Origin of the sequence: uncultured Draconibacterium sp. (assembly GCF_913060805.1) — a bacterium.
In the GTDB taxonomy this organism is placed as follows: Bacteria; Bacteroidota; Bacteroidia; order Bacteroidales; family Prolixibacteraceae; genus Draconibacterium.
In genome coordinates this window covers 182,758-207,137 of sequence record NZ_CAJXTC010000003.1, presented here as the reverse complement: position 1 = coordinate 207,137, position 24,380 = coordinate 182,758, and the positions used below count along the sequence as shown (strand labels likewise).

Annotated in this window: 29 protein-coding genes; 9 read left to right on the top strand and 20 right to left on the bottom strand. The window is 39.3% G+C overall.

What is annotated here, in order from left to right:
• Positions 1-11: 11 nt before the first annotated feature.
• The 11 genes from QZ576_RS03205 to QZ576_RS03155 form a co-directional block, all read right to left on the bottom strand.
• Positions 12-371 (bottom strand): hypothetical protein, encoded by a 360-nt coding sequence (locus QZ576_RS03205; protein WP_297093991.1) that lies wholly within the window; start codon positions 369-371, stop codon positions 12-14.
• Positions 372-448: 77 nt separating this feature from the next.
• Entirely contained in the window at positions 449-790 is a 342-nt protein-coding gene (locus QZ576_RS03200) for a hypothetical protein (RefSeq protein WP_297093989.1), read from the bottom strand.
• A gap of 125 nt (positions 791-915) precedes the next feature.
• Positions 916-1,173, bottom strand: a complete 258-nt coding sequence (locus tag QZ576_RS03195) for a hypothetical protein (protein ID WP_297093987.1) — start codon at positions 1,171-1,173, stop codon at positions 916-918.
• Complete coding sequence (locus QZ576_RS03190) at positions 1,166-1,678, bottom strand: terminase small subunit (protein ID WP_297093986.1); 513 nt, start codon at positions 1,676-1,678, stop codon at positions 1,166-1,168. The genes QZ576_RS03195 and QZ576_RS03190 overlap by 8 nt, the downstream gene beginning before the upstream one ends.
• An 85-nt stretch (positions 1,679-1,763) precedes the next feature.
• On the bottom strand, positions 1,764-2,018 hold the full coding sequence (locus QZ576_RS03185) for a hypothetical protein (protein WP_297093984.1): 255 nt from the start codon (positions 2,016-2,018) through the stop codon (positions 1,764-1,766).
• Between the two features lie 20 nt (positions 2,019-2,038).
• Positions 2,039-2,731, bottom strand: coding sequence for a hypothetical protein (locus QZ576_RS03180; RefSeq protein WP_297093982.1), 693 nt, complete (start codon positions 2,729-2,731; stop codon positions 2,039-2,041).
• 1 nt (position 2,732) lies between these two features.
• Entirely contained in the window at positions 2,733-3,149 is a 417-nt protein-coding gene (locus QZ576_RS03175) for a hypothetical protein (RefSeq protein ID WP_297093979.1), read from the bottom strand.
• Positions 3,150-3,151: 2 nt separating this feature from the next.
• Positions 3,152-3,838: a helix-turn-helix domain-containing protein gene (locus QZ576_RS03170; protein ID WP_297093978.1), complete on the bottom strand. Its 687-nt coding sequence runs from the start codon at positions 3,836-3,838 to the stop codon at positions 3,152-3,154.
• Complete coding sequence (locus tag QZ576_RS03165; RefSeq protein ID WP_297093976.1) at positions 3,831-4,046, bottom strand: hypothetical protein; 216 nt, start codon at positions 4,044-4,046, stop codon at positions 3,831-3,833. Before QZ576_RS03165 ends, QZ576_RS03170 begins: the two co-directional genes overlap by 8 nt.
• Before the next feature lie 64 nt (positions 4,047-4,110).
• On the bottom strand, positions 4,111-4,416 hold the full coding sequence (locus QZ576_RS03160; protein WP_297093974.1) for a helix-turn-helix domain-containing protein: 306 nt from the start codon (positions 4,414-4,416) through the stop codon (positions 4,111-4,113).
• Between the two features lie 158 nt (positions 4,417-4,574).
• A complete protein-coding gene (locus QZ576_RS03155; RefSeq protein WP_297093972.1) occupies positions 4,575-5,942 on the bottom strand; it encodes a tyrosine-type recombinase/integrase in 1,368 nt (455 codons plus the stop codon).
• Positions 5,943-6,781: 839 nt separating this feature from the next.
• Between QZ576_RS03155 and QZ576_RS03150 the strand changes: the two genes are divergently transcribed.
• The 3 genes from QZ576_RS03150 (at position 6,782) to rlmB (ending at position 10,087) form a co-directional block, all read left to right on the top strand.
• Complete coding sequence (locus tag QZ576_RS03150; protein WP_297093971.1) at positions 6,782-7,201, top strand: hypothetical protein; 420 nt, start codon at positions 6,782-6,784, stop codon at positions 7,199-7,201.
• Between the two features lie 179 nt (positions 7,202-7,380).
• Entirely contained in the window at positions 7,381-9,327 is a 1,947-nt protein-coding gene (locus QZ576_RS03145) for an ABC-F family ATP-binding cassette domain-containing protein (RefSeq protein ID WP_297093970.1), read from the top strand.
• Between the two features lie 7 nt (positions 9,328-9,334).
• Entirely contained in the window at positions 9,335-10,087 is a 753-nt protein-coding gene (gene rlmB / locus QZ576_RS03140) for a 23S rRNA (guanosine(2251)-2'-O)-methyltransferase RlmB (RefSeq protein ID WP_297093969.1), read from the top strand.
• Here rlmB and QZ576_RS03135 read toward each other — a convergent pair.
• On the bottom strand, positions 10,084-10,551 hold the full coding sequence (locus tag QZ576_RS03135; protein WP_297093968.1) for an Lrp/AsnC ligand binding domain-containing protein: 468 nt from the start codon (positions 10,549-10,551) through the stop codon (positions 10,084-10,086). The genes rlmB and QZ576_RS03135 overlap by 4 nt on opposite strands.
• A 358-nt stretch (positions 10,552-10,909) precedes the next feature.
• Here QZ576_RS03135 and QZ576_RS03130 point away from each other — a divergent pair, with 358 nt between their 5' ends.
• Positions 10,910-12,238 carry an ammonium transporter gene (locus tag QZ576_RS03130; protein WP_297093967.1) on the top strand — a complete coding sequence of 443 codons (1,329 nt, stop codon included), beginning with the start codon at positions 10,910-10,912 and terminating at the stop codon, positions 12,236-12,238.
• 217 nt (positions 12,239-12,455) lie between these two features.
• Here QZ576_RS03130 and QZ576_RS03125 read toward each other — a convergent pair whose 3' ends face one another.
• Positions 12,456-12,941 (bottom strand): Lrp/AsnC ligand binding domain-containing protein, encoded by a 486-nt coding sequence (locus tag QZ576_RS03125; RefSeq protein ID WP_297093966.1) that lies wholly within the window; start codon positions 12,939-12,941, stop codon positions 12,456-12,458.
• Between the two features lie 154 nt (positions 12,942-13,095).
• The gene (locus tag QZ576_RS03120; protein ID WP_297093964.1) at positions 13,096-14,412 is read right to left on the bottom strand and encodes a mechanosensitive ion channel domain-containing protein; all 1,317 of its coding nucleotides are present in this window, start codon (positions 14,410-14,412) and stop codon (positions 13,096-13,098) included.
• 242 nt (positions 14,413-14,654) lie between these two features.
• Here QZ576_RS03120 and QZ576_RS03115 point away from each other — a divergent pair, with 242 nt between their 5' ends.
• Positions 14,655-15,929 carry a M64 family metallopeptidase gene (locus QZ576_RS03115; protein WP_297093962.1) on the top strand — a complete coding sequence of 425 codons (1,275 nt, stop codon included), beginning with the start codon at positions 14,655-14,657 and terminating at the stop codon, positions 15,927-15,929.
• Between the two features lie 62 nt (positions 15,930-15,991).
• On the opposite strand, the gene QZ576_RS03110 is transcribed toward QZ576_RS03115, so the two are convergent.
• Positions 15,992-16,321, bottom strand: a complete 330-nt coding sequence (locus QZ576_RS03110; protein WP_297093960.1) for a DUF6249 domain-containing protein — start codon at positions 16,319-16,321, stop codon at positions 15,992-15,994.
• 378 nt (positions 16,322-16,699) lie between these two features.
• Between QZ576_RS03110 and QZ576_RS03105 the strand changes: the two genes are divergently transcribed.
• Together QZ576_RS03105 and QZ576_RS03100 are read left to right on the top strand one after the other, a co-directional pair.
• Complete coding sequence (locus QZ576_RS03105; RefSeq protein ID WP_297093958.1) at positions 16,700-17,266, top strand: sigma-70 family RNA polymerase sigma factor; 567 nt, start codon at positions 16,700-16,702, stop codon at positions 17,264-17,266.
• Complete coding sequence (locus tag QZ576_RS03100; RefSeq protein ID WP_297093956.1) at positions 17,263-17,670, top strand: hypothetical protein; 408 nt, start codon at positions 17,263-17,265, stop codon at positions 17,668-17,670. Before QZ576_RS03105 ends, QZ576_RS03100 begins: the two co-directional genes overlap by 4 nt.
• 627 nt (positions 17,671-18,297) lie before the next feature.
• Here the strand turns inward: QZ576_RS03100 and QZ576_RS03095 are convergent.
• The 3 genes from QZ576_RS03095 to mqnB all read right to left on the bottom strand — a co-directional run bounded on the left by QZ576_RS03095 (position 18,298) and on the right by mqnB (position 20,941).
• Complete coding sequence (locus tag QZ576_RS03095; RefSeq protein ID WP_297093954.1) at positions 18,298-18,975, bottom strand: lysoplasmalogenase; 678 nt, start codon at positions 18,973-18,975, stop codon at positions 18,298-18,300.
• A 55-nt stretch (positions 18,976-19,030) separates the two neighbouring features.
• Positions 19,031-19,996: an ADP-glyceromanno-heptose 6-epimerase gene (gene rfaD / locus QZ576_RS03090; RefSeq protein WP_297093952.1), complete on the bottom strand. Its 966-nt coding sequence runs from the start codon at positions 19,994-19,996 to the stop codon at positions 19,031-19,033.
• A 258-nt stretch (positions 19,997-20,254) separates the two neighbouring features.
• The gene (mqnB, locus tag QZ576_RS03085) at positions 20,255-20,941 is read right to left on the bottom strand and encodes a futalosine hydrolase (RefSeq protein WP_297093950.1); all 687 of its coding nucleotides are present in this window, start codon (positions 20,939-20,941) and stop codon (positions 20,255-20,257) included.
• A gap of 186 nt (positions 20,942-21,127) precedes the next feature.
• On the opposite strand from mqnB, the gene folE reads away from it, so the two are divergent.
• On the top strand, positions 21,128-21,751 hold the full coding sequence (gene folE / locus QZ576_RS03080) for a GTP cyclohydrolase I FolE (RefSeq protein ID WP_297093948.1): 624 nt from the start codon (positions 21,128-21,130) through the stop codon (positions 21,749-21,751).
• A 3-nt stretch (positions 21,752-21,754) separates the two neighbouring features.
• Here folE and QZ576_RS03075 read toward each other — a convergent pair whose 3' ends face one another.
• Complete coding sequence (locus tag QZ576_RS03075) at positions 21,755-22,867, bottom strand: lactonase family protein (protein WP_297093946.1); 1,113 nt, start codon at positions 22,865-22,867, stop codon at positions 21,755-21,757.
• Between the two features lie 117 nt (positions 22,868-22,984).
• Between QZ576_RS03075 and QZ576_RS03070 the strand changes: the two genes are divergently transcribed.
• Complete coding sequence (locus tag QZ576_RS03070; RefSeq protein ID WP_297093944.1) at positions 22,985-23,221, top strand: CDGSH iron-sulfur domain-containing protein; 237 nt, start codon at positions 22,985-22,987, stop codon at positions 23,219-23,221.
• A gap of 14 nt (positions 23,222-23,235) precedes the next feature.
• On the opposite strand, the gene QZ576_RS22530 is transcribed toward QZ576_RS03070, so the two are convergent.
• Complete coding sequence (locus QZ576_RS22530) at positions 23,236-23,982, bottom strand: flavin reductase (RefSeq protein WP_367270440.1); 747 nt, start codon at positions 23,980-23,982, stop codon at positions 23,236-23,238.
• Positions 23,983-24,380: the final 398 nt, after the last annotated feature.

The following is a 24,380-nucleotide window of genomic DNA, read 5'->3' as shown; positions in this document are numbered from 1 at the left end:
GTTTTGTGTTTCTATTTTAGTCCTTTAGTAATCTCTTTCAATAGCTTCCTTGTAGCCGGTATCGAACCCGAGATTACATCAACGCCCATTGCTTCAACATAAATTCCGTATTCCATCCCTGCCACACCAACCAACCCTATCCCATTAGGCAACGTAATTGCAATAGCTTCAGCCAATCGCTCACCAGCCTCTTTACCTTCAGATGTACTATTTGATCCTATACCCTTTATGGCACGCCTAATGATCTTTCTGTCTTTAACAATCACATATCCTATCGACGACTGCAGGTTCCCGGTGTCATCCTGAAACTGTCTATTCAAGCGGGCTTCACGGACAAAGGTTTCACCTACATACTGTAGCGCCTTTATCATTAGCTCATCCGCAACATCTGCCTGTCGATGTATGGCCCGGATAACGTTAGCGGTATTTTTTACAATAATTCGACCTTTCATTTCAATGTCTCATGTAATTCTAAAATCAAATCAGACAGCTCACTATCGGAAAGCTCAGAAGGTTCCATTTGCGAACAATCATAAATACCGGAAGCTGTCTTTATCGTAATACTTTCAATCGGCTCTCGGCGAACAATATCAAGCACCGCAACAATCTGCGACAGATCTTTTTTTGCCTCGTTCAAATCCTTTAAAAGCTGGTCCTTTTTTGCCTTGTCCGTTTCAATCCGGTACAAGGTTTTTTGGAAAAGGAATAACCTTTTAATTCCGTCAATGATTACCGTAATTACGGGATCATAAACCTTCCCTTTTGCTGTATTTTTACTTGTTTCTGCCATGTCCTATAATGTTTATTGTGTGAAATAGAAATATAAGCAACTGATAATCAGCTATTATTTTTCAATGATGCTCTCTGATTTATACATATTTCCATTTTACATGCTCGTTTTCTGTCTTTTTGTTTTTACCAATTATCACGTCCATTGTCAGGAATTTCAATAGATGATCCTTCATATTCTTTAAAGAAATCATCAGTCAATTCCGCTGTCCTGTCACCATTTGCATACTTCTTACCATCGGCCGTTGAAAGAATTCCGATAAAACCATTATCTGTCATATCGATGTATTGCCTTCCAACCTTTCGAATATTTCCGTTGGCGAATTTCTTAACCAATTCAACCTTCTCTTCCTTTGTCAATCCTTTCAAAAATTCCCTATCCATTTCTCGCAGCTATTTTCATGAGTAAATTATCCAGATCATCATCACTGAGCTTATTAATATTCACGTTCAGATCCTCTGGCAAATCATATCCCAACATCCGGTTAATACGTTCAATTGCGGATATCTTGGAGGTAAGCTTTACTGAGAAGCTGGACTTCGTTACCCGGATAGATTCGAGAGCAAGCTTTTGCTCATCGGTCAATTTTTCCAGGTCCATCTTTTTACCGTCTGTAAAGTAGTCCGGGAGCTTTGCACGCATTATTGCGGCCAATGTGGATAATACCTCTTCTCGGGTAATATCAGCGCTTTTCCGGGCTTCTTTTTGCAGGTTTGATATTTGGTCCTGTATGTCAACATTTGTCAACAGCCTTTGCCCCTGGCTTCGTGCTGTCTTTTTTGAATAACCGGCACGAATAGCCGCCTGAGTTGCGTTTAAATCAATCAGGTATTCCTGGCAAAACTTCTCTTTCTTTGCGGTCAATTTTATATTTCGGTTCGTGCTCATTTTATCAGATGTTTAAAGCAGGGATCCGATCAATATCGAACCCCTTAAGCAAGCCTGTGCTCAATAAAAAAGTGAACTGAAAATCTTAGCTGTTTGTGTACACGTCTCCGTTTTCGTCAATATTTAACAAGACAGCTGGTCCCATATCGCCAAAACCGGGTTTTTTCATCAATTCCTTAAAGTCAGCTTCAGTCATGTCCATGAATTCGATCCACTGTTTAACGGTTTGGCCTTTACTATTGACCCAACTGTAACATTCATTTACCCAATCATCTCCATCGTAATTAGTTCCTTTTAGTTGCTCTCTAATTTCTTCAAATGTTAAAATTTCCTTAGCCATGATTTCTAAATTTTAAGTGTTTACTTTTTTGATTCTTTATCGATCTCCCTTGATCCAAGTCTACCAATTCCCTGGAAGCCTAAGAAGAAACTCGGATCCGGTTCTGCTCGGGCATAATTGCCTTCTTTGTGCATTTTAAGTATGAATGCTTCATCCACATCGATTGTATCTTGCAGCGATAAAATGCCTGATTTCTCAGCGACATTTTCCATTTTATTGAATGCTGCCACAAAGCTCTGTATCGCCTCCCACATCTCTTTTCGTGCCGGTGTATTCAATACAACAGTGAACTGTTCCTCAACCGCTTCTAAAAATGATTTCTTAAGTCCTGCTTTACCCGCAGATACTTCCATATCATCAGCTTTCACCTTACCGGCGTTCATGACCCGATACAGCTCAGCGTGAGTTTCTGAAGCTCTTTTTTCATTTATTGCCGTAGCATCACGTAGAAAAGACTGTTTCAACTTATCAAGCTTGAGATCCATTTTATCGATGTCCTTTCTGGCAATACTGCCCAGTACACCAATGATGTAATCTCCACCTCCCGTTATAAACCCTTTTAAGTGTTCCGGCGTGGGAGATATCCCTTCGTCTTTGATAATTTGCAGCGCCTTGTTTGCTGCAGGTAAAACCTGCTCGGATTCTTTAATCCGCTCTTTGATAGCGGCTTCATCCTTCCAAATCGCGTCTACTTTTTCTTTTTTCTCTGCCATTTTAAAAACTATTTAGTTCAACATTAAATCCTACTCTCTCAAGCATCTTCAACACGTTTTGCTTCGAAAACCAAATATCAAATAGGTTCCCCAGCTGATATGAAGCAATAATAAATTCTTCGCGTTTTAAGTATTTGTCCTCTGTATTCGTGAGCCTTATTCCCAAATCAATCAAAAGATACCTGGTGATTCTTATTCTTGCATTGGAGGTTCTGATATCGCATTCGTAACAAACGTACTTAACTGCATAATCGGCATTCAATTCTAGTAAGTCATAAAACCGTTTTATTTTTTCACCAATGCAAAGCGGCTCCAACCCAACAATTTCAAATACATCTTCAGCAATAGGAGCTATTACCCCATTGATCTGCTGTGACAGTCTGATTTGCTTTCCTGATATTTCAATAAAATCGTTCATACTTATCGCTGCGTTTGTTCAATTTCGGCAATGATGTTTTCAACTGTTCTCGCTGTTTCAGCTCCTTTTTCGCCTCTTTTGTTATTTGTCCTATATTCTTCATCTAACCAACTTGCTTTAAAACCCTTCCAACTCTCTTCTGCTGCTTTCTTTATGCAGTCGTTTGCTGATAATCCGGAAATTTCTATTTGATTTTTAATTGCTGTAAATGCAGTCTCAGTATTGGAGGCTTTTTTCTCAGATCTTACTTTTAACCAATCAATAGCAACCCTCTCCTCAACTCCCAGATCGATAAGAGACTTTTTGAAATTGAATTGCGGTGTGTTATTCCCTTTTTTATAATCCTTTTTTATAGGCTTTTCTATCTCTTCCGCTTTTTTAGGGATACCTATCCCGATTGGTGTACATACCCGCATCTCTACTTCTGAGGATACCCTATCCCTTTTTACAAGGATACCTATCCTCTTTTTTCGGCGGAGGTCGTTTAGTATAGCGGAAATCCTTTTTTTGGTTAATCCGAAGAGCTTCGCGAAATACGCATTGGAAGCTGTACACTTCTGACCATTTGAAGACAGAGAAACAATTACCGCCAACATGCACTTTTCGATCAAATTAAGATCCGGCATTTCCATAATCTCCTTGGAAATCCAAATACCCCTGAATTCAGCGCTATTTGTTTTATCAGGCATTGCGCATAAGGGTTTTTAAATTATTACTGATTAACGCCCGGCGTAGACTATCCATCTCTGAAAACGTACCGGTGCGTAGTGAGCAGAACTGACCCATTGGCCAGGCTCTGGGAATATCCTGAAGTTTTTCTATCTCCAGGCTTCCGTTGTGAAGATCCAATAAAATAACATGCTCTTCATTCTTTTCGTCTTTAGCTTTTTGATCCATATAAAATGCTTCGTTAATAGTTTATTCTTTTACTCAATGACTATAACAGAAGCCGTTACGCAGTTTAGAAATTAGCCAGATCCTCACGCAGCTCCGAATCATAATAAAGGATCTCACGACCAAGTCGATGGTACCTGATCTTTCCCTGCTTTCGATACTTTGAGAAAGACTGACGAGTTTTATTATACTTCTCGCAAGCTTCTTTTTCACTTAGAGGCTTTTCATTGATTTTTAACCCCTGAATCATTTCCGTTGCAGTCATTGCTGCCACACTTCGCGCAAAATCATTTAGACTTTCGGGTGTAACAAAGAGCTGCACATTGGCTCCTACCCCCGGCGTGTTTTTCTTTACTAATTCTTCTAAACTCATAACTTTAAATCTTAAAAAATTGCATAAAAAAAGCCCGTCCCACGCGAACGTGAGATAGGCTTTACGATGGAGTAAAATTAAGGTGATTCTTATTTTTAACCTAGCAAATCAAGAATTTAAGTTATGAAGAACGTTATTAACTTTGTCAAGTTTTGTAATTATGCAGACTTAACCACCTCCATAATTTGATTAACGCTTTTGGTTTGGGCAAGATTATTTCTTAAAGCATCTTTATCATCGTCGATGTACCTCTTCAAAGTTTTAAAATCACTATGGCCAGTTATTTCCATTACTTGAGGTACCGGCATTTTATAAATGTTCAACAATATAGAAACAGCTGTCCGCCGGGCCATATGTGTTGAAATTACCTTATGAATAGGTTCTTCAATTTCAATTGATTTTACGCCTTGTTTTCTGGTTATCTTTACAACCCTCTTTAACTTGGCCTTTTCAGCTGCTACCTTCAGGTTGTCATTTAATTTCTGATTACTTATTTCCGGAAGTTTATATTTATACTTTTTAAGTATATCCAGTGCTGGCGCGGCATATCCGACTAGTGGGATAATAGTTTCTTTCTTCGTTTTATAAGCTTGAAAAATCCAAGTATCACCAATAACCTGATCCTTCTTAAAGCCTGCAACATCACTCCAACGCTGGCCGGTAAAAGCTCCAAAACAAAATAGATCTCGAGCCCGGTCCAGGTGATCATCCTTTCCAAAGTCGTGATCATAGAACTGTTTCAATTCTTGGATGCTAAATGTCACTATGTCCACATTCGAATCTCGTTTGCTTCTAAACTCTGAATGTTGAAATATTGTATTCGAATGATATCCTCGTTCGAAACTCCAACGAAGAAAATTCTTTAAATTCTCTATGAATTTTGATACCGTATCATCGCGATAACCATCCTCTTCCGACTTCTGGTTCTCTGCTTCGTATAACAAATAATGACGATATGAATCAATGAAATTCACATCTATCTTATCAAAGTCAAATCTTCGATAATACTTATCAGTGAACTTGTTTAATACAGTTTTCGAGGTATTAAATTTTTGGATTGTTCTCGGATGGAGCTCAGCCGTCTTTCTCCGAATAAATTCTTTATAAACATCGAAAAATCCATTCTCTTCTTTTAACCTTGGATTCTGAAAATCAAATATAAAATCCTGAAGCTTATTTTTGATTTCATCATAAGAAGGCTGTTTGAGTTCCGCCTCCTCCATAATAGTGCTATAGTACTCCTGGCTCTTCTCCAATAACCGGTTTAGTGATTTATTGAATTTCTGAGCTCCCGGTGCCTGTTGTTTCTTTCTTTGTTTGACAAAATCCCAATGTGCAGGAAAAACTTGCATGCCAGTTTTACATTTAAATCGGTGTTCCCTATCGAAACTAATAAAGAGTAAAACCGGCGTTTGATCTTGATTAAGTAATGATGAAATGTTTTTACCTAACTGCTTTCTTTTCTTCAACTCTTCAGAAACGCCCGTTTTATAGGGTTTCCGTAATACAAAACTATAGTTCGGCATGGTAATTTTCAATTGTGTCCCACGTGTCTTATATCTATTAAGCTTGAGACCCGAAGAACAATTAACTCTAATAACCTGATTATCTGTATTTCAAAGATACAATAATTGGACACAACTGAGACACAAATCATTTACATTTTTATGAACTAGCTTTACATGAAGGTAAAACAATTTTATAAAATAGTTCTACACTACCTATTTTTAAAGGCTTTAAAGCAATTAAACTATTTATAATTGTAAATTAAATGTAGCCCGCCTCTCGCTACTGAAAACTAAAGGAGTCAGGTATTTACCGGGCTCCTTTTTTCTTTTTAATCCCCTGGTTAAAAACCAAACCGATTCCCGCAAAACGAAAGGCATATACGCAAAGAAAAGAGCTATCCAGCTGACGCTCTTTTCGTTACCACTAATATTTGTAATTGAAGACTAACTATATGTTATTTCGGTTGTAGTTCAAGAAAAAGGGTAGAATATTTATGGACGCTTTTTTGAAGATGATTGATAATTTTACAAACCCCTAAACATAAACCAATCAAGATACACATTCTACCCTTATAATTTATCTTTTTAAATTACTGTATACAAGTTACGGCTTTTACATTTAAATACCAAATAGTATTTAATTTAACCTTCTTGCGTTTTAGTACCATTCATCAGATTCATTAATAAATAACACCTCGTAAACAATACGACTAGAAAGTCTATAAATCACTGACCAGCTCCTTTTTGAACATCCAAACATATTGCATAAAATGTGAATATGTTGTAACTTATCTAATCTTTTCTCCACCCAATTTCTTTGCGACAACCAGATATTGTTAAACCAAAAATTAACTATTATGAAAAAATTAGTATTGGTATTCGCATGTTTTTTATTCTCCGGACTTTTATCGGCCCAAACATTGAACAAAGGCTGTGTTCTTGGATTTCACATTTTTGACCAGTATGAATTAAAACCAAATGTAACCACTGAACAATTGGAAGAATTCATGATCAAGAAATTTATCCCCGCATATAACGAGGCATTCGAGGGAATAACAATGATTGCCGCCAAAGGAGAAAGAGGTGAACATGAAAATACTTTGGGAATTATTTATTACATGGACTCAGAAAAGGTTCGCGATAAATATTGGGAAGAAGAAGGAGTCCTGACTGAACTCGGCCAAAAAGCGGCGGCAAAATTACAAACTGTCCAACAGGAGTTTTCTGAGCTAGCCATTTCAACCGGTGACACTTATACAGATTGGATTATAAAATAAACCTAATCTAAATCACTGAATGAAAAGAGGCAAAAAAATGTCCTCTTTTCATTTTTTCATAGCTTTCACACTTGTAATATATTTCCACTCCCCACCCAATATGAACAATGAATCACACTCCCCTTTTTGCGCTGTCCCGTCTGTACGAAATAATTATCTTTGGGCAATTTTTGTACAGAATGATATCGATAGATAAAATAAATCTCAGTTTTGGCGGTTTCGAACTGTTTAAAGAAATCAGTTTCCTGGTTAATCCAAAAGACCGAATTGGACTGATTGGTAAAAACGGAGCCGGAAAAAGTACGCTGCTAAAAATTATTACAGGCACTGAAACACCAACTGCCGGAGTGGTTTCCGTGCCAAAAGAAACAAGCGTTGGTTATTTACCTCAGCAAATGGTGGTTTCGGATACGCGCACGCTTAAAAATGAAGTTACACAGGCTTTTGAAGAGCTACTGGCTATTGAAAAGAAAATAGCGCACCTCAATCAGGAAATTGCCGAGAACGAAGATTATCATTCTGACGAATACTTGAAGAAACTCGACCTGGTTACCGAATACAACGAACGTTACCAGCTTTTAGGCGGCGACAACTACGAAGCCGAACTCGAACAAACGCTTATGGGATTGGGTTTCGAACGAACTGATTTCGACCGGATGACCTCGGAATTCAGCGGAGGTTGGCGTATGCGTGTTGAGCTGGCAAAATTGCTACTAAAAAAGCCCGATGTGTTTTTACTGGATGAGCCGACCAACCACCTCGATATCGAATCAATTCAGTGGCTGGAAGATTTTCTGAAAACATACAGCGGAGCAGTTATTTTGGTTTCGCACGATAAAGCCTTTCTTGATGCCGTTTGTAACCGCACCATCGAAATTTCGCTGGGAAAAATTACCGATCAGAAAATGAACTATACCAAGTTCATGGACTGGAAAGCCGAACAGCGAGAGATTAATCTGGCAGCCTACACTAACCAGCAAAAAATGATTGAAGATACCGAACGGTTTATTGAACGGTTCCGGTACAAATCATCAAAAGCGGTGCAGGTGCAATCGAGGGTAAAACAGCTGGAAAAGCTGGATCGGATTGAAATTGAAGAAGAAGACAATTCGGCACTAAAAATCAGCTTCCCGCCGGCACCCCGCTCAGGTCGTGTTGTGGTTGAGGCCAAACACATCAGCAAATATTACGATTCGTTGCACGTGCTCGACGATATCAACCTCAACATCGAGAATGGTGAAAAGATAGCGTTTGTTGGCCGTAACGGAGAAGGCAAAACAACGCTTGCTCGAATTATTATGAACGAGCTGGAGCATAACGGTTCGATGAAATTGGGGCACAATGTTAAAATTGGCTACTTTGCTCAAAACCAGGCACAATTACTTAACGGAGAGCTTACCGTTTTTGAAACGATAGACGAAATTGCGGTTGGCGATATCCGTACTAAAATCAGGGATATCCTGGCAGCGTTTTTATTTCGCGGCGAAGACATCGATAAAAAAGTAAAAGTATTAAGTGGTGGCGAAAAATCGAGACTGGCAATGATTCGCTTAATGCTTGAGCCGGTTAACTTTCTGATTCTCGATGAACCGACCAACCACCTCGATATGCGCTCGAAAGAGATTTTGAAAAATGCGTTGGCAAATTTCTCAGGAACGGTACTGGTAGTATCGCACGACCGTGATTTTCTTGATGGTTTGGTGAATTGCATTTACGAGTTCAGAAACAAAAAGGCTAAACAACATTTGGGAGGCATTTTCGATTTTCTGTACCGTAAGAAAATGGAGTCGATGAAAGAATTGGAAAGCAAGAAGAAGAATACAAAAACCGAAAAAGTTGTAACTTCGGAAAAACAAAAGGATGAGCTTTCATTCGACGAAAAGAAAGAGATCAACCGTACGATTTCGCGAATGGAGAAAAGTGTAACGCAAACCGAAGAAAAGATTGCGGAACTGGAGACCGAAATCGAAGAAATGGATAAGCTGCTTGCCAGTCCTGACAATATTGACGACCATTCGATTTTTGAGCAATACGAAAAACTAAAATCGAAGCTGGAACAAAGTATGCTCGATTGGGAAAGCGCCCACGAAGAACTGGAAAACTGGAAGGCTAAAAAAACCTGGTAAATAAAAAATGATGAGACAAAAAGGAATAGATAAAGAGGATTTTCTATTTGGAACAAGAGCGATAATCGAAGCCATTAAAAAAGGCAAAACAATCGACAAAATCCTGATAAAAAAAGGTTTGCGTAACGAATTGATTTCGGAGCTTCAAGAGCTGATAAAAGAAAACGAGATTGGCGTTCAGTATGTTCCTATCGAGAAGATCAACCGTATTACACGAAAAAATCACCAGGGAGTGCTGGCTTTTGTCTCACCCATCGAGTTTGACAATATTGAAACCGTAATTCCGGGAATTTACGAAGAAGGTAAAACTCCCCTCCTGCTTGTTTTAGACCAGATCACCGATGTGCGTAATTTTGGAGCGATTGCCCGTTCGGCCGAATGTGCCGGAGTGCAGGCGATTATCATTCCTGAAAAAGGAATGGCACGTATTGGTGCCGATGCTGTAAAAACATCGGCAGGTGCTATTCATAATATTCCAATCTGCAAAACAAATAACCTGTACCACACGGTCCGATTTCTAAAAGATTCGGGCATTAAAATAGTTGCTGCCACCGAAAAAGGCGACAAACTTTACTCGAATGCCGATATGAAATCGCCACTGGCCATTGTTATGGGATCAGAAGACACGGGTGTTTCTGCTCAAATTCTGAAACTTGCCGACGAACAATTAAAAATTCCGATCTTAGGACAGATTGAATCTTTAAATGTTTCGGTATCTGCTGCTTTAATGATTTACGAAGCAGTCAGACAACGAAATTAGGCATTTACAGGAATTGTACGCTTAAATGACTCTTCTAGAGAAATAAAAGTTTCGGTACTGGCAACACCACTAATTTTTTGAATTTTTCCGCTTAAGATATTTTTTAAGTGCTCGTTATCCTTGGCGTAAACTTTAACAAAAATGGCGTATGCTCCGGTTGTGTAGTGACACTCAACAATTTCAGGGATTTCTTCCAAACCTTTAACTACTTCGCTAAATAAACCTCCTTTTTCGAGGTAGATACCAATGTAGGTACAGGTTTTAAAATCAACCTTTTTGGGATTAATGTGGTAGCCCGATCCAACGATCACTTCCAAATCTACCATTCGGTTAACTCGCTGATGTACAGCTGCACGAGAAATTCCCACTTCTTTTGCAACATCTTTAAAAGGTATCCTTGCGTTTTTGGTAATTATATCCAGAATTTTTAAATCCCAGTCGTCTAAATTATTCCTCAAAGTCATCTTTAACAATTTTCTACAAAAGTATCAAAAAACTAACATAATTTCAAAGTAAAGTAAGCGTAAACACAATATAGTAACAAAATCACAACAAAGTGGCCCAGACTTACAAAAAATGCAAAAATATTATCAGTTTGTTAATTTAAGACCTCTATTACTTTCAATCTTCTACAAATGACTACCATTTTCATGTTAATTAATACTTTTATGACAGATTTTTATAAAAACAGACAGCAATAAAAATCTAAAACAGGTATAGACAGCTTTATTTCAGCAACAAAAAACAACTCAATTTCAACTTGAAATTCTGAGTTGCGTGGTGCTGTACAGACTTGAAATTAGTAACCTTAAAATTATAGACATGAAAAATTCAACTAGTTGGTGGTTTATTCTGGCTCTTTTGGTAATTGTTGCCGCGCTCGGCGTAATTATTCCTACAGGAGTTGGAGAAATTGACACTTCGAACCTCGATGCCGGAGATACGGCCTGGATGCTGACTGCAACAGGTTTAGTATTGTTAATGACTCCGGGATTAGCATTCTTTTACGGAGGAATGATCCAGTCGAGAAACATTATTTCTACCATGCTGCAAAGTTATATTGCCATGGGAATTGTAAGTGTATTATGGGTTGTAGTTGGTTTTAGTATTGCTTTTGGCGATAGTATTGGAGGCGAAGGTTTTGGATTGTTTGGTAATCCATTAACATTCTTTATGTTTAGAGGAGTGAATGGAGGAACGCATCCCGATTTTGCACCAACATTCCCGTTTGCAGTTTTTGCAATGTTCCAGCTAAAATTTGCCATAATTACACCGGCTCTTATCACCGGATCTTTTGCCGGAAGAGTGCGCTTCAGAGCCTACATGTTGTTTATGGTACTCTTTATATTGTTTATTTATGCACCGCTGGCTCACTGGACCTGGCATCCGAACGGATTCCTGCGCAACTGGGGAGTACTTGACTTTGCCGGTGGAACAGTTGTACACATGTCGGCAGGTTTTGCAGCTTTGGCAGGGGCGATGTTCCTCGGAAGAAGAAAAGATGCCAACAAAGAAATTAAGCCGGCAAACATTCCTTACATTTTATTAGGTGCAGGTATGCTTTGGTTTGGCTGGTTCGGTTTTAACGCCGGTTCAGCACTGGCAGCCGATTCTGTTGCTGCATCAGCGCTGGTTAATACCAATACCGCATCGGCAGCGGCCATGTTAACTTGGATCTTTTTTGATGCCGCACAAGGTAAAAAACCATCTGCCGTTGGTGCTGCCATCGGACTTGTAGTAGGTTTGGTTGCCATTACGCCGGCCGCCGGATTTGTAAATGTTGGTTCGAGTATATTTATTGGTGTAATTGCCGCTATTATTAGTAACTACGCCATTACACTTCGTACAAAATCGAAACTGGACGACACGCTGGATGTATTCCCTGCTCACGGAATGGGTGGTATTACAGGTATGTTGTTTACCGCAGTTTTTGCCAACGAAGTAGGTTTGATTCACGGAGAGATCACCACTTTCCTTTATCACTTACTGGCACTGGTAATTGTTGGAATTTTTACTTTCGGAGGTTCGATGTTGATGTACAAAATAACCGATATGATTGTTCCGATGCGAATTTCACCTCACGGAGAGAAAGTTGGTTTGGACATTAGTCAACACGACGAATCGTACAATTTTGTTTACACAGAAGATTAAGACATTATTTATATCCGTTCAGACCTAAAACGCAAATTGATTTTCTCTGAATACCCCTCCCCTAAAGGGAGCAGAGACAATCAATTCGCTCCCTTTAGGGAATGGGGTAAACGAATTGATATTCAGAACAAAATAAACCTTTAGGTATTGATACGGACCTCATATAAGACATAATACGATAACGCATAAAAAAGGCCGGTTAAAAACCGGCCTTTTTTTATTTGATAGGTACTTGTCGTTTAAAATCCATTTCCAATGACATGAACGTTTCTGTGCGGGCAATTCCTTCAATATCCTGCAATTGCTCGTCGATCAAACGTTTTAAATGCTTGTTGGTTTTTGTTTGAATTTTCACAAAAATGGCATACGGCCCTGTTGTGTAATGACACTCAACCACTTCCGGAATATTTCGCAAAGCTTCGGCAACCTGTGTGTGGTACTTAGCCTTGTCGAGGTAAATCCCCATGTATGCACAAGTGTTGTAGCCCAGTTTTTGCGGACTAACAACAAATTCGCTTCCGTGTACAACACCAATATTTAACAGGCGCTGAACACGTTGATGAATAGCTGCACCTGAAACTCCACATTCACGGGCAACTTCTAAGAAAGGTATTCGGGCATTTTTTGTAATAAGCTTTAATATCTTTTCGTCCAGCTCATCAATTTCAGCCGGTTTTTCTTCTAAATAATCATTCGACTTCATGTTTCAAATCTTCTGAGTTAGTTTCAAATTATAGCACAAATGTAGGTAAAATTTACAATCACTAATCTGAGATGCTTTAAAACATATTATTACTTACAAATTGTAAGAAACTGATTTTTTAAAAAAGTATAAACCGAAGGATTTTTCACAAGGATTACCGACGCGCAATCTTTTCAATATCAGCACCTGAAGGTTCTTGGAAAACCCGCAATTCGAACTCCGGAATAACAGCAAAAATATGGTCGAAAATATCGGCCTGGATAGCTTCGTACTTTGCCCATTCCTGGTCGGCGCTGAACACATATATTTCAATTGGCAAACCTTTGCCTGCCGGTTGCAACTGGCGAACTAAAAAGGTAAGATCCTGTTTGATTTTCGGATGCTGGCGCAGGTACACTTCCAGGTACTTTCTGAAAATACCAACATTGGTTTGATGACGTCCACTTATAAAGTCCTCATCTTTCAAATTCCGGCCTTTGTTGTGTTCTTTCAGTTCGCGCTCCTTATCATTCACGTAATCCCGAATCAGGTCGAACTTTTCGAAACGCTCCAACATGGCAGCATCGCAAAATTTAATGGTATTGGTATCGATGGCAACCGAACGTTTTATACGTCGCCCACCCGATTCTTCCATTCCTTTCCAGTTAAAGAACGACTCGGAAACCAGCGCATAAGTTGGAATGGTGGTAATTGTTTTATCCCAGTTCTGAACTTTTACCGTATTCAAAGTAATATCGATAACTGTTCCGTCGGCACGGTGCGCCTCCATTTGAATCCAGTCGCCAATCTTCACCATATCGTTTGCCGACAGCTGAATAGAAGCCACAAACCCCAGTATCGTATCGCGAAAAACCAACAATAAAACTGCGGCAATAGCTCCCAAACCGGCCAGCAATGCTGTTGGATCTTTTCCCAGCAAAACAGAGATCAGCAGAATGCCTGCCATAAAAAACACAAAGATCTTCACCAGCTGCACATATCCTTTTATCGAGCGGTTATGCGCAAACTCGGTAGTATTATAAATCTGCAATGCAGCATTTAAAGTCGAGTTGGCCACAAAAACGATAATCGCAATAAAATAAATCCGCGATATTTTGGTCAACAGATCAGTAAGTCCCCAGTAATAATCTTGCGATAACGATTTGTAAACCTCCGGCGCCAGTTCACTCACCTGCTGGTGAATATCGGGGTACGAAAAATCGGCCGTATAATACAATATAAATGCAGGCACCAAATGTGCCAGCCCTTTAAAAACGCGGTTTTCAATTAAAATATCATCCCAATGTGTTTTGGTACGGCGCGCTATACGCTGAACGATCGCCAAAAAGATCTTCCGTGTTACAAAATGTGCAAACCACGCCACAAAAACAATAAGCACGAGGCAAATTAATGCAGCTAAAGGTTTGGCCAAAATCTCCATTGTTCCGATTTCACGGATATGATCAAGCAGATATCTATAAAGAATATTCATTTGTTTAAAGCTTATTTTTCGGTTTATTCAAAAAGTCGTGCAATACTAACACTTCTATAAAATCAGTCATCAATTTATTATTAATAGTTGAGATTAAAAAACGCTATTTGTTCTGAGAAACGAATAATATCGACAACTTGATTTTATCAATAACCGGTGTTAAAAGAAAAGTGGTTGCATATGTCATACTTTGTGTCTAAATGTATCCTTATTTTCAGCCAAAAATAATAAATGAGCATAAAATGAAGTTGAAGTTTTCTTTTATTCTATTAATAATCCCCTTTTTATCGTTCGCACAGCCGAAATTCAATACGTATTTTAAGGACAAAACTTTTCGGTTCGATTTTCTGCTGGGCGGAAACAGTAAAGAAGTTGTGGTTTATCCGCAGCAAATGAAACAGGAGCCATTTTGGGGTGGTTCGAAAATAAACCTCATCGATGTATTTAATTACGGAAGTTACCGTTACCGCGTTTTCGATGTAAAAAGCGACGAGCTGATTTACAGCAAAGGTTTTAGCACGCTTTTCCAGGAGTGGCAAACCACTGCCGACGCCAAAACCAGCAATAAAACGTTTTACCAGGCAGCGCTTTTTCCGTTTCCGAAAAACGATGTGCGCCTTGAAATTGATGCCCGCCAGTGGGACGGAACATTTAAAACAATTTATACCACTGATATCGACCCTAAAGATTATTTTATTTTGAAGGAAGAAACGCCCGGCTTTAAAACAAAGGATATTGTTAACAACGGCGATCCGGCAAAAAAAGTAGATATCGCAATTTTGGCTGAAGGTTACACCGCTGCCGAAATGGAAGATTTTTATGCTGATGCTGCAAAAGTTTCGGGGTATTTGTTCGATACCGAACCTTTTAAATCGGAGAAAGCCAACTTTAATGTGCATGCTGTTTTTGCTCCTTCAGCAGATTCGGGAACCGACGTTCCGGGCGAACACATTTACAAAAACACTTATTTTAATACCAGCTATTACACCTTCGATTTGCCGCGTTACCTGACTACTGCCGATATGAAAACGGTATACGATGCAGCTGCAAGCGTTCCTTACGATCAGATTTACGTGCTGGTGAATACCGAGCGTTACGGCGGCGGCGGATTCTATAATTTTGTTACCGTTTGCACAGCCGACAATGAACTGACACCAAAAATTATCGTTCACGAATTTGGTCATGGATTTGCTGGTTTGGGCGATGAATATTACAATTCGGCAGTTGCTTACGAAGATTTCTACAACCTTGAAATTGAACCTTGGGAACCCAACATTACCACTTTGGTTGATTTCGATAAGAAATGGAAAAATATGATCGACGCGGACACGCCGGTTCCAACACCACGAAAAGATAAATACCGAAATACCGTTGGAGTATACGAAGGTGGCGGCTACATGGCCGAAGGGATTTACAGTCCGCATATCGACTGCCGCATGAACACCAACGAAGCCGAAGGTTTTTGCCCGGTGTGCCAGGAAGCTATACGAAAAGTAATTCGCTTTTATTCGGAGTAACATAAAAAAAGCGGATGAGTAAAAATAACTCATCCGCTTTTTTATTGTGTCCCCTCTGCTAACTATTCCTCTTTCTTTTTCAACAGTTTCGAAGTAATAACGTAAGCTACAATTAAGCCAACTCCTCCGAGAACCAGGATTGCGGTAAAGAAGGCTACAACTTCATTAATTACGTTTGATAACGCAAATCCTACAAGTACGCCTAATCCTACAGCAATTAAAAAGATTCCCCACTTTACCAGTGCAAGCTGCGAGCATTCACCTTTAAATATTCCGGCATTAAGCCCTTTTTCTACCAGCGCCAGGCGCTCTTTTGTACGTGTTGTCCAGTAAACATACAAGATGGCGAAGATTGCCAGAAAAAAACCGATTGGTACGAAAATTCCTTCCATGATATTAATTTTTAAATTGTTTTTTTTTTTCTGTTTTCGCTCTTATGACGCGACTTTATTTCTGCGGTTACAACTTTTCAGATTTTTTTCTTGCTGATGATTCATTTCACGCAGATTTCGCAGATAAACGCGGATTTAATACAATTAATAAAAAGACACAGTAGAAATCATTACTATATATACGCCTCCTTTATCATTAATTCAATTTGCGATATCAGCGTAATCTGCGTGAAACAATAAATTCCCTCTCAGAAAACTAATGATCTCTATTGTGCCTATTGTGGTGAAAAGGTATTATCTGTGTAATCCGCGCCATCTGCAAGAAACTTTTTCTTCGTAACTTGTAACCTGCAATTCATTATTACGTCAAAAGAGCGAATGGAGCAGAAAGATGATATCTATTACATCGAAAAAGTAAAGGCCGGACAGACCAATTACTATTCTTATATCGTTGAGCGATACCAGGATATTGTCTTTTCCATTGCAATGAAAGTTCTTAAAAATCGTGAAGACGCCGAAGAAATGGCGCAGGAGACTTTTATAAAAGCTTACAAGTCGTTGCACACCTTTAAAGGCACTGCAAAATTTTCGACCTGGCTTTACCGCATTACGTACAACAATTGTATTTCGGAAGTCAGGAAACGAAAAATGCATTTTGCATCAACCGACGATGTGCAGATTGCCGACGAAGCTGATGAAATGAACCTGGATGGAATACCGGAAGAAAACAGGGCGCAAGCCATAAAAGCTGCCATGGATAAACTACCGGAAGATGAATACACACTGATACTTTTGTATTATTTCGAGGAACAATCGATCGAAGAGATCAGCAAAGTAACAAAACTCTCGGAGAGCAATACAAAAGTGAAGCTTTACAGAGCACGCAAAAAGCTCTATACTATTTTGAATGAATTAATGAAGGATGAATTATACACTATATTATGAACGAATTGGAAGACATAAAATTAAAAGCATTCCTGCAAAACATGGAACTGGAAAAACCAGGATCGGGTTTTACGGTGCAGGTAATGAATAAGATTTTTGAGGAGGATAGTGCACTCGAACAAATTAAGTCGGAAAGGATACTTGGAAAAGGTTTCTGGATTATTTCGATACTTTTTGTGATGTTACTGGCAGCCATTTTCGTTGTAAGCAACACCGGCATGCAGGCCGACAGCCAAATTGGGCAACTGCTCCCCGAAGCCGGACAAGGATTAACGCAGAGTTACGATTCGTTCTTCAGCAAACTGGGAACTTTGCCTTTAAGCATTGCCGGAATTACTATTGCTGTTTCGGTTTTAATATTTATCGATAAAATTATAGCTTCAAACAGTAAGATATTTGCGTAAACTAAAACCGTGCTTGTCCGGAAATAATATAGCGTGTCTTTTGTATACATTACCCTTTTGTCTGTCGACATTTTCCCTTAGCAAGAGAAAACAGCATTAATGTAACGCAGAAATCAGCTAATAGCTGACTCCCATTGAGAGGGAAGCTCCCTTCAGTGCGACTACGTTGTACATAAATGCTGAATTCCCATTTTCAATTTTTTGGTAACAATTTTTCGTTCGGAACAATCGGGCAATCCGAATCAATTTTATTCGCCGAACGATTTTTTTGTAGCTCCGCTACCCGGCGCTAAGTGGCTTCGTAAACTCAGCCACACGCACCGGGTTATTGACTGTCGCCCCATTCGGGGCTTAAAGCACCAAAGGTGCGTAATCGATTAACCCAGGGTAAGCGAGCGAAGGAAGCGCAGCCCTGGGAATTAAAGCAAAAGAGAAAAAGGCGCAATTGCTACCGAGGTTTAAAATTGAGGCACTCCTTGCGCCGCATATTGAAAACCGGCTATTAAAATGGCTTCAAATAAGTTTATGTGTACACCGTAGCTACAGAGTGAGGGATCGAGAATAAAAAAAAATCCACTGTAATAATCTCAGAAAAACAATTTACCCCGGCTGATCAGTCGGGATTTTTTATTCGTACTGCTTTAATAATCCCATCATTATTAAGTACTGGGCAGCAATATAGGTTGTCATTATAAATAAACCTTCGAAGGGAATTGCCACCAGAAAACGGTTGACTGCAATCAGCGAATCGGACAAAACAAAAAACAACGAGCCCGCAAACACAAGGCTAAAACTTACCGGGTGGCCATTTCCATAGCGGTTAAGCGCCATTGCCGACATGGTTAAAATAGCAACCATATACACAAAAATGGCAAAACGCAACACTAAATCAAGCTGTGGAAAAAGAACAATATAAACAATTAAGCCAAAGGCCAGATATGGGATCAGCCACATAGGCTTTTTCTTTAAAAAAGGCATTTTCCCCGAAAGATCGATGGTGCGCAAAAACAGGAAAATATAGAATACCTGCGCCACCAAAAACGACGCAATCCCTAAAACAAACCAGGTAAAATCAGCAGCAAACATCATCAGCAAGTCGCCAATCCACGAAAAAAGAAATCCTGCTCCGACGAGCTGCAGCACCTTTTTATCGATGTTCTTTGAGTGCAAAAAGAAGTAACCCGCAATCCAGATTAAAAGTAAAGGCTTTGCAATATGATCGATTTGGGGATTCTGTAAATACTCGCCAATTAAATCGGCTACTACAATTACCACAAAAAGAAGGTGAAGAAAAATCTTTTTCATCAATCGCTGTTTGAGGTAAAATTAAAATTATTCGGGTAAAAAACGAAACCGGAATTTAAAAACAGGCTTCCGCCATCAGGTATTTATTAACGTACTCGCTAACGCCTTCCTCTAATTCAACAAAAGGTTTTTTGTAACCGGCATCGCGCAATTTCTGCATTTCCGCCTCGGTAAAATACTGGTACCTTCCGCGCAAATCAACGGGTGTATCTATAAACGAGATATCCGGATTTATATTCATACTGCTAAACACAGCTTTGGTAAGGTCGAGAAAAGAACGGGCTTTTCCGGTACCTACATTATAAATTCCCGAATTATCCTGGTTCTCCATAAAATACATCATCACATCGGCAATGTCTTCCACATAAATAAAGTCGCGGCTTTGTTCACCGTCTTTATACGCTTTATGATGCGAGCGGAACAACTGCATGTGCCCTGTTTCTTTTATGGTTTTATAAGCGTGTAACACCACCGAAGCCATTCGGCCTTTGTGGTATTCGTTTGGTCCGTAAACATTAAAAAATTTCATACCCGCCCAAAACGGAGGTGTGCGAAACTGTTTCAGCGCCCACACATCAAAATCGTGTTTCGACCAACCGTATAAATTAAGCGGTCGCAAATCCCGAATTTTTTGATGCTCATCAGAAAAACCATCTTCGCCGTTACCATAAGTAGCGGCCGACGATGCGTAAAGAAGTGGTACCTGAATTTCGGAACAAATATTCCAAAGACGTTGTGAATATATTAAGTTGAGTTGCTGATAGAGCTCCGGCTCCTGCCCCACTGTATCGGTACGCGCCCCTAAATGAAAAATAAAATCCACGTCCTGTGCATTTTTAATTAACCATTTAAAAAACTCATCCCGATCAATGTACTCGCGGTAATCTTTTTTCAGAAGATTTAAATCTTTCCAGGGGTCATCGAACTTGTCAACCAAAATAAGGTCTTTGTATCCTGCCTGATTGAGTTTTCCTACTAAATAACTTCCGATAAACCCGGCTGCTCCTGTTACAACTATCATTTTAAAGCGGTTTCGTTTGGTACAGCAAAAACTCTGTTTTCTGAAAAATGTGGCTTTTGTAATAAAGAACCAGCCACTTTGGTTTTTATTGTACGCAACGCAAAATAAATTTAACTTTTTTGAATTGCCAAAAAATTGTACATAAACAGATGCATCCGGAGTAAAAATGGTTGCTTTTCCTACTATAATTTAACACTTTGGGAGAATAGACCGAGATTTATGTCAGCTATACTTAAAAATTAAGGGTGTAGAACGAACTTAACCCACAGGTGCAGGTACTTGTTTTAAGATGACTGACAAAGCTTCTTTCAGGCGTTCAAGTGCCAAAGGAATATTCCATTCTGCCGAGTCGCGGGGTTCTACATAATTCGATATCGATCGTATTTCGTAGCATTTTACCCCCATCCAATTGCAAACATAAAATACTGCTGCACCTTCCATCGACTCTACATGTGCGGTAAATTTTTCGCGCATTTCGGCAATACTGGTATCGCGTCCGTAACTTTTATTAGTGGTAACTCCTTTTACTTTTTTCAACTTTATCCAACCGTTTGAATTACTTGCTTTCAACAAACCGTTTTCAAACGGGAAATCGTTTATTCCAATATATCCCGATTCGAATAACGTAAGAAATTCATGCTGTTTCTCAATACCCAAATCAGCAAATTCTTCGCTAACTACGTTCACAACCTCACCAATTTTAAGCTCCTGTGTAAGGCTTCCGGCCAAACCAATATTAATTACGGCATCGTATTTTTTCTCGCGAAGTGCGTTTGTTAAATGAAAAGTGGCAAACGAACTTCCAATTCCTGATACCAAAATATCAATATTGAAGTCTCCAAATCGGTAAGTTTTTACAAAGTGACTTTCTTCCTCTACTTTTTCCAGCTCATCAACAATCAGTTTTATTTCCATTGTAGTGGCTGCTACAATCAAAATTTCCATAAATTAGATTTTGTATTTTCCGTCTCCGATACGTTTCAAATCAATGTCTGTTATCACACTACATCTGTATTTCATCCTTGCTTTTATCACAAGTCATCGTCTCACTCCTTATCAAATCCATCTATTCATTCATACTGATTTTATAAAAAAAAGTTAATCTTTGTATGGATTAAAATTCTAACAACAATGTGTTCATTAAAGAATAATAACTCAAACGGATACCAGCGAACTGATTTATACAACGAAGAAGCAACCGAACAACTTTCAGGGCATTACAAGGAGATTTTGCAGATAGTTGGCGAAGATCCATCGCGCGAGGGGCTCGACAAAACGCCGGAAAGAGTGGCAAAAGCCATGCAGTTTCTGTTGCAGGGTTACCAAATGGATCCTGTTGAAATCTTAACCTCGGCCATGTTTAAAGAGGACTACCGCCAAATGGTTATCGTAAAAGATATTGAGATTTATTCGATGTGCGAACACCACATGCTTCCGTTTATCGGAAAAGCGCATGTTGCCTACATTCCCAACGGAACCATTACCGGGTTAAGTAAAATTGCACGTGTTGTTGATGTTTTTGCTCGTCGCTTGCAAGTGCAGGAACGACTAACAACGCAAATTAAAGATTGTATTCAGGACACGCTGAAACCACTGGGAGTTGCCGTTGTTATTGAAGCACAACACCTTTGCATGCAAATGCGTGGTGTACAAAAACAACATTCAATTACAACCACTTCGGATTTTACAGGTGCTTTTGAAAAAGTAGCTACGCGCGAAGAATTTATAAAACTGATCAGTACTAAGCTGAGCTAAAAACTACCGGAATTCGATACAAACCGGAGCCGGCAAACTTATTTGTTTCCCGCTGTATTCTGGCATTCCGGATTCAACATCGAGTTTAAAAACGGTGATATTATGACTGCGTTGATTGGCAACCAACATCCAGTTTCCATCGGGTGTAATTCCAAAGTTTCTTGGCCAGTCACCTTCAACCGGTACTGTTCCTAAAAATGTCAATTCCTGATCGGCTTTTACTTTAAAAACAGCTATAGAGTTGTGCCCACGGTTTGAGCCATACAAGTACTTTCCGTCTTTCGAGAAATGAATATCGGCGCAATAACTCTCGCCATCAAAATCTTTTGGCAAGGTTGATATATTTTGAAACACCGACCACTTTTCTCCCGTTTTACGCACTGCCGAAATGGTGGAGTTTAGTTCGTTTATCACATAAATTACATTTTCGCTTGGATGAAAAACAAAATGCCTCGGTCCCGAGCCGGCCGGCAGTTTTACAAATTCCTGTTCGTAACGTCCTAAACTGCCATCCTCGAAATGGAAAATGTTTAACTGGTCAGTTCCAAGATCGGCACTAAAAATGCTCGGTTCTTTTGCCGAAAATTTTATCGAGTGCGCGTGTGGTTGCGTTTGATTCGGATGCACACTTTTTCCGGAGTTTCGCACAACTGTGAGTGCTTTTTCAAGACTGCCATCTTCATTCACCGGATAAATCGAAGTGGTTCCTCCTCCATACGTTGCAATTGCCACATATTTTCTGTCGGGTGAAACATCAACATGACAAGGTCCGCTCCCGTTTGCAATTTGTTTATTCAGAAAGTGCAGTCCTCCAAATTCATCCAACTTGTACGCCACCACATATCCTCCCGACGGTTCAACCTCAGGCGTGGTGCGCGAAACGGCATACAAAAACTCCTTATCGGGGCCTAAACGCAAAAACGATGGATTATCAATTCCCTTAAAAGTGGTGAGCAAATCAATGTCTCCGGTTTCGGTATCTAAACTGCAGTAGTTAATTCCTTCCGAGCCTTCCGAAGTAAAAGTTCCTACATAAAACAGCTGTTTTTCCTGCGCCGATACCGCGGTTACACATAGAAAAATAAAGAGGCAACTAAACAAAATATTACGCAACATATTTGTATATTTATTGAACGTAAAACAAAAAACTGAGCACAAAATTGAATTCGTTCAAAGAAGTTTCTTTTTGGAATAAATTCAATCCGGTGCCAATGATAACAAAAATTTTAATGTATGAAGAAACCTGTAATAGCTGAAAAAGCACCAAAAGCACTAACGCTTGAACCGGGCACCTATTATTGGTGCGCCTGTGGACGAAGTAAAAACCAACCCTTTTGCGACGGATCGCACCAGGGAACGGAATTTACTCCACTGCCATTCGATATCGATGAGAAAAAGGAAGTTTGGCTTTGTCAATGCAAACACTCCAAAAATAAACCATTTTGCGATGGCACTCACCGAACGTTATAGCGTTTAACAGCTTATTAAACCTTCGTAAAATCGTCTTTTGAAGCATTGCAGATCGGACATTTCCAATCGTCAGGCAAGTCTTCAAAAGGCGTTCCCGGAGGTATTCCAAGTGCAGGATCTCCTTCTTCAGGATCGTACTGAAAACCACAAATATTACACGAATACACTCCATCTTCACTTTCCGTTTTTTTAGCTTCCTCTGTCTCTTCAACCACCTCATCATAAACGACCGGTTCGGGCTCATCCTCCAACTTATCTTTATCAATATAAGTAGGCGCATTTTTCGGTGAACGCATTTTATACTTGGCATGATAATACGCGTAAGTCAGCGGCTCTTCATCCGATAGTTTATCGCCGTCAACCACTTCAGCAGTAATTAAATAGTGCGAGCCTACATCGGCGTAATCAATCACCTTGCAATCGAACCACGCTACCGATGAATCAACAACAATTGGAGCACCGGTTTTTGCAGTAATGGTTTCAACTCCCTGGAATTTATCAATATCGGCTCCCGACATAAACCCGAACTTTCCGATCAGCGAAGTGTCAACTTCCTTCTTCAGCACAGAGATCGAGAATTTTTTACTGTCAATAATCTTTTGGGCGGAGTAGTTATTTTTATTACAACTTATGGCAATTTTCGATGGCTCGGCAGTAATCTGAAAAGCTGTGTTTCCGATGTACCCGGCCTTTTCGCCGTTCAATTCGGTAGCAATTAAATACAAGCCATAACTTAGTTTGTGAAATGCGGAATAATTCATTCTTTCTTTTTTTGAAATTCGTTTGTTTAAATTTAACAATACATTTTCAATTACACCTGCCATTCCTCTTTTAAAATTCCAACATTTTATACATGCCATCTGTAACGATCACAAAAAATGAATTTAGATTTTTCGAAATAACGATGCCAAAATGAAAGCGGGCTACAAAACAGGAAGGCCATTTTTAATAAAATACTGCAGAAATGAATAAAGAATTCGATAGGCAGTGAAATTTTGGCACGCAAAAACATAAGTGGTAAAACTTACAAATCCCTGTAAAATCAAGGAAAATCGGGACAAATAATTTAAAAATGGGAATCTCTCGTGATTATTTTCCAATATTTGGACATTTTATTTGATAGATCATCACATTTCATTATTTTTAAGAACTCTAAATA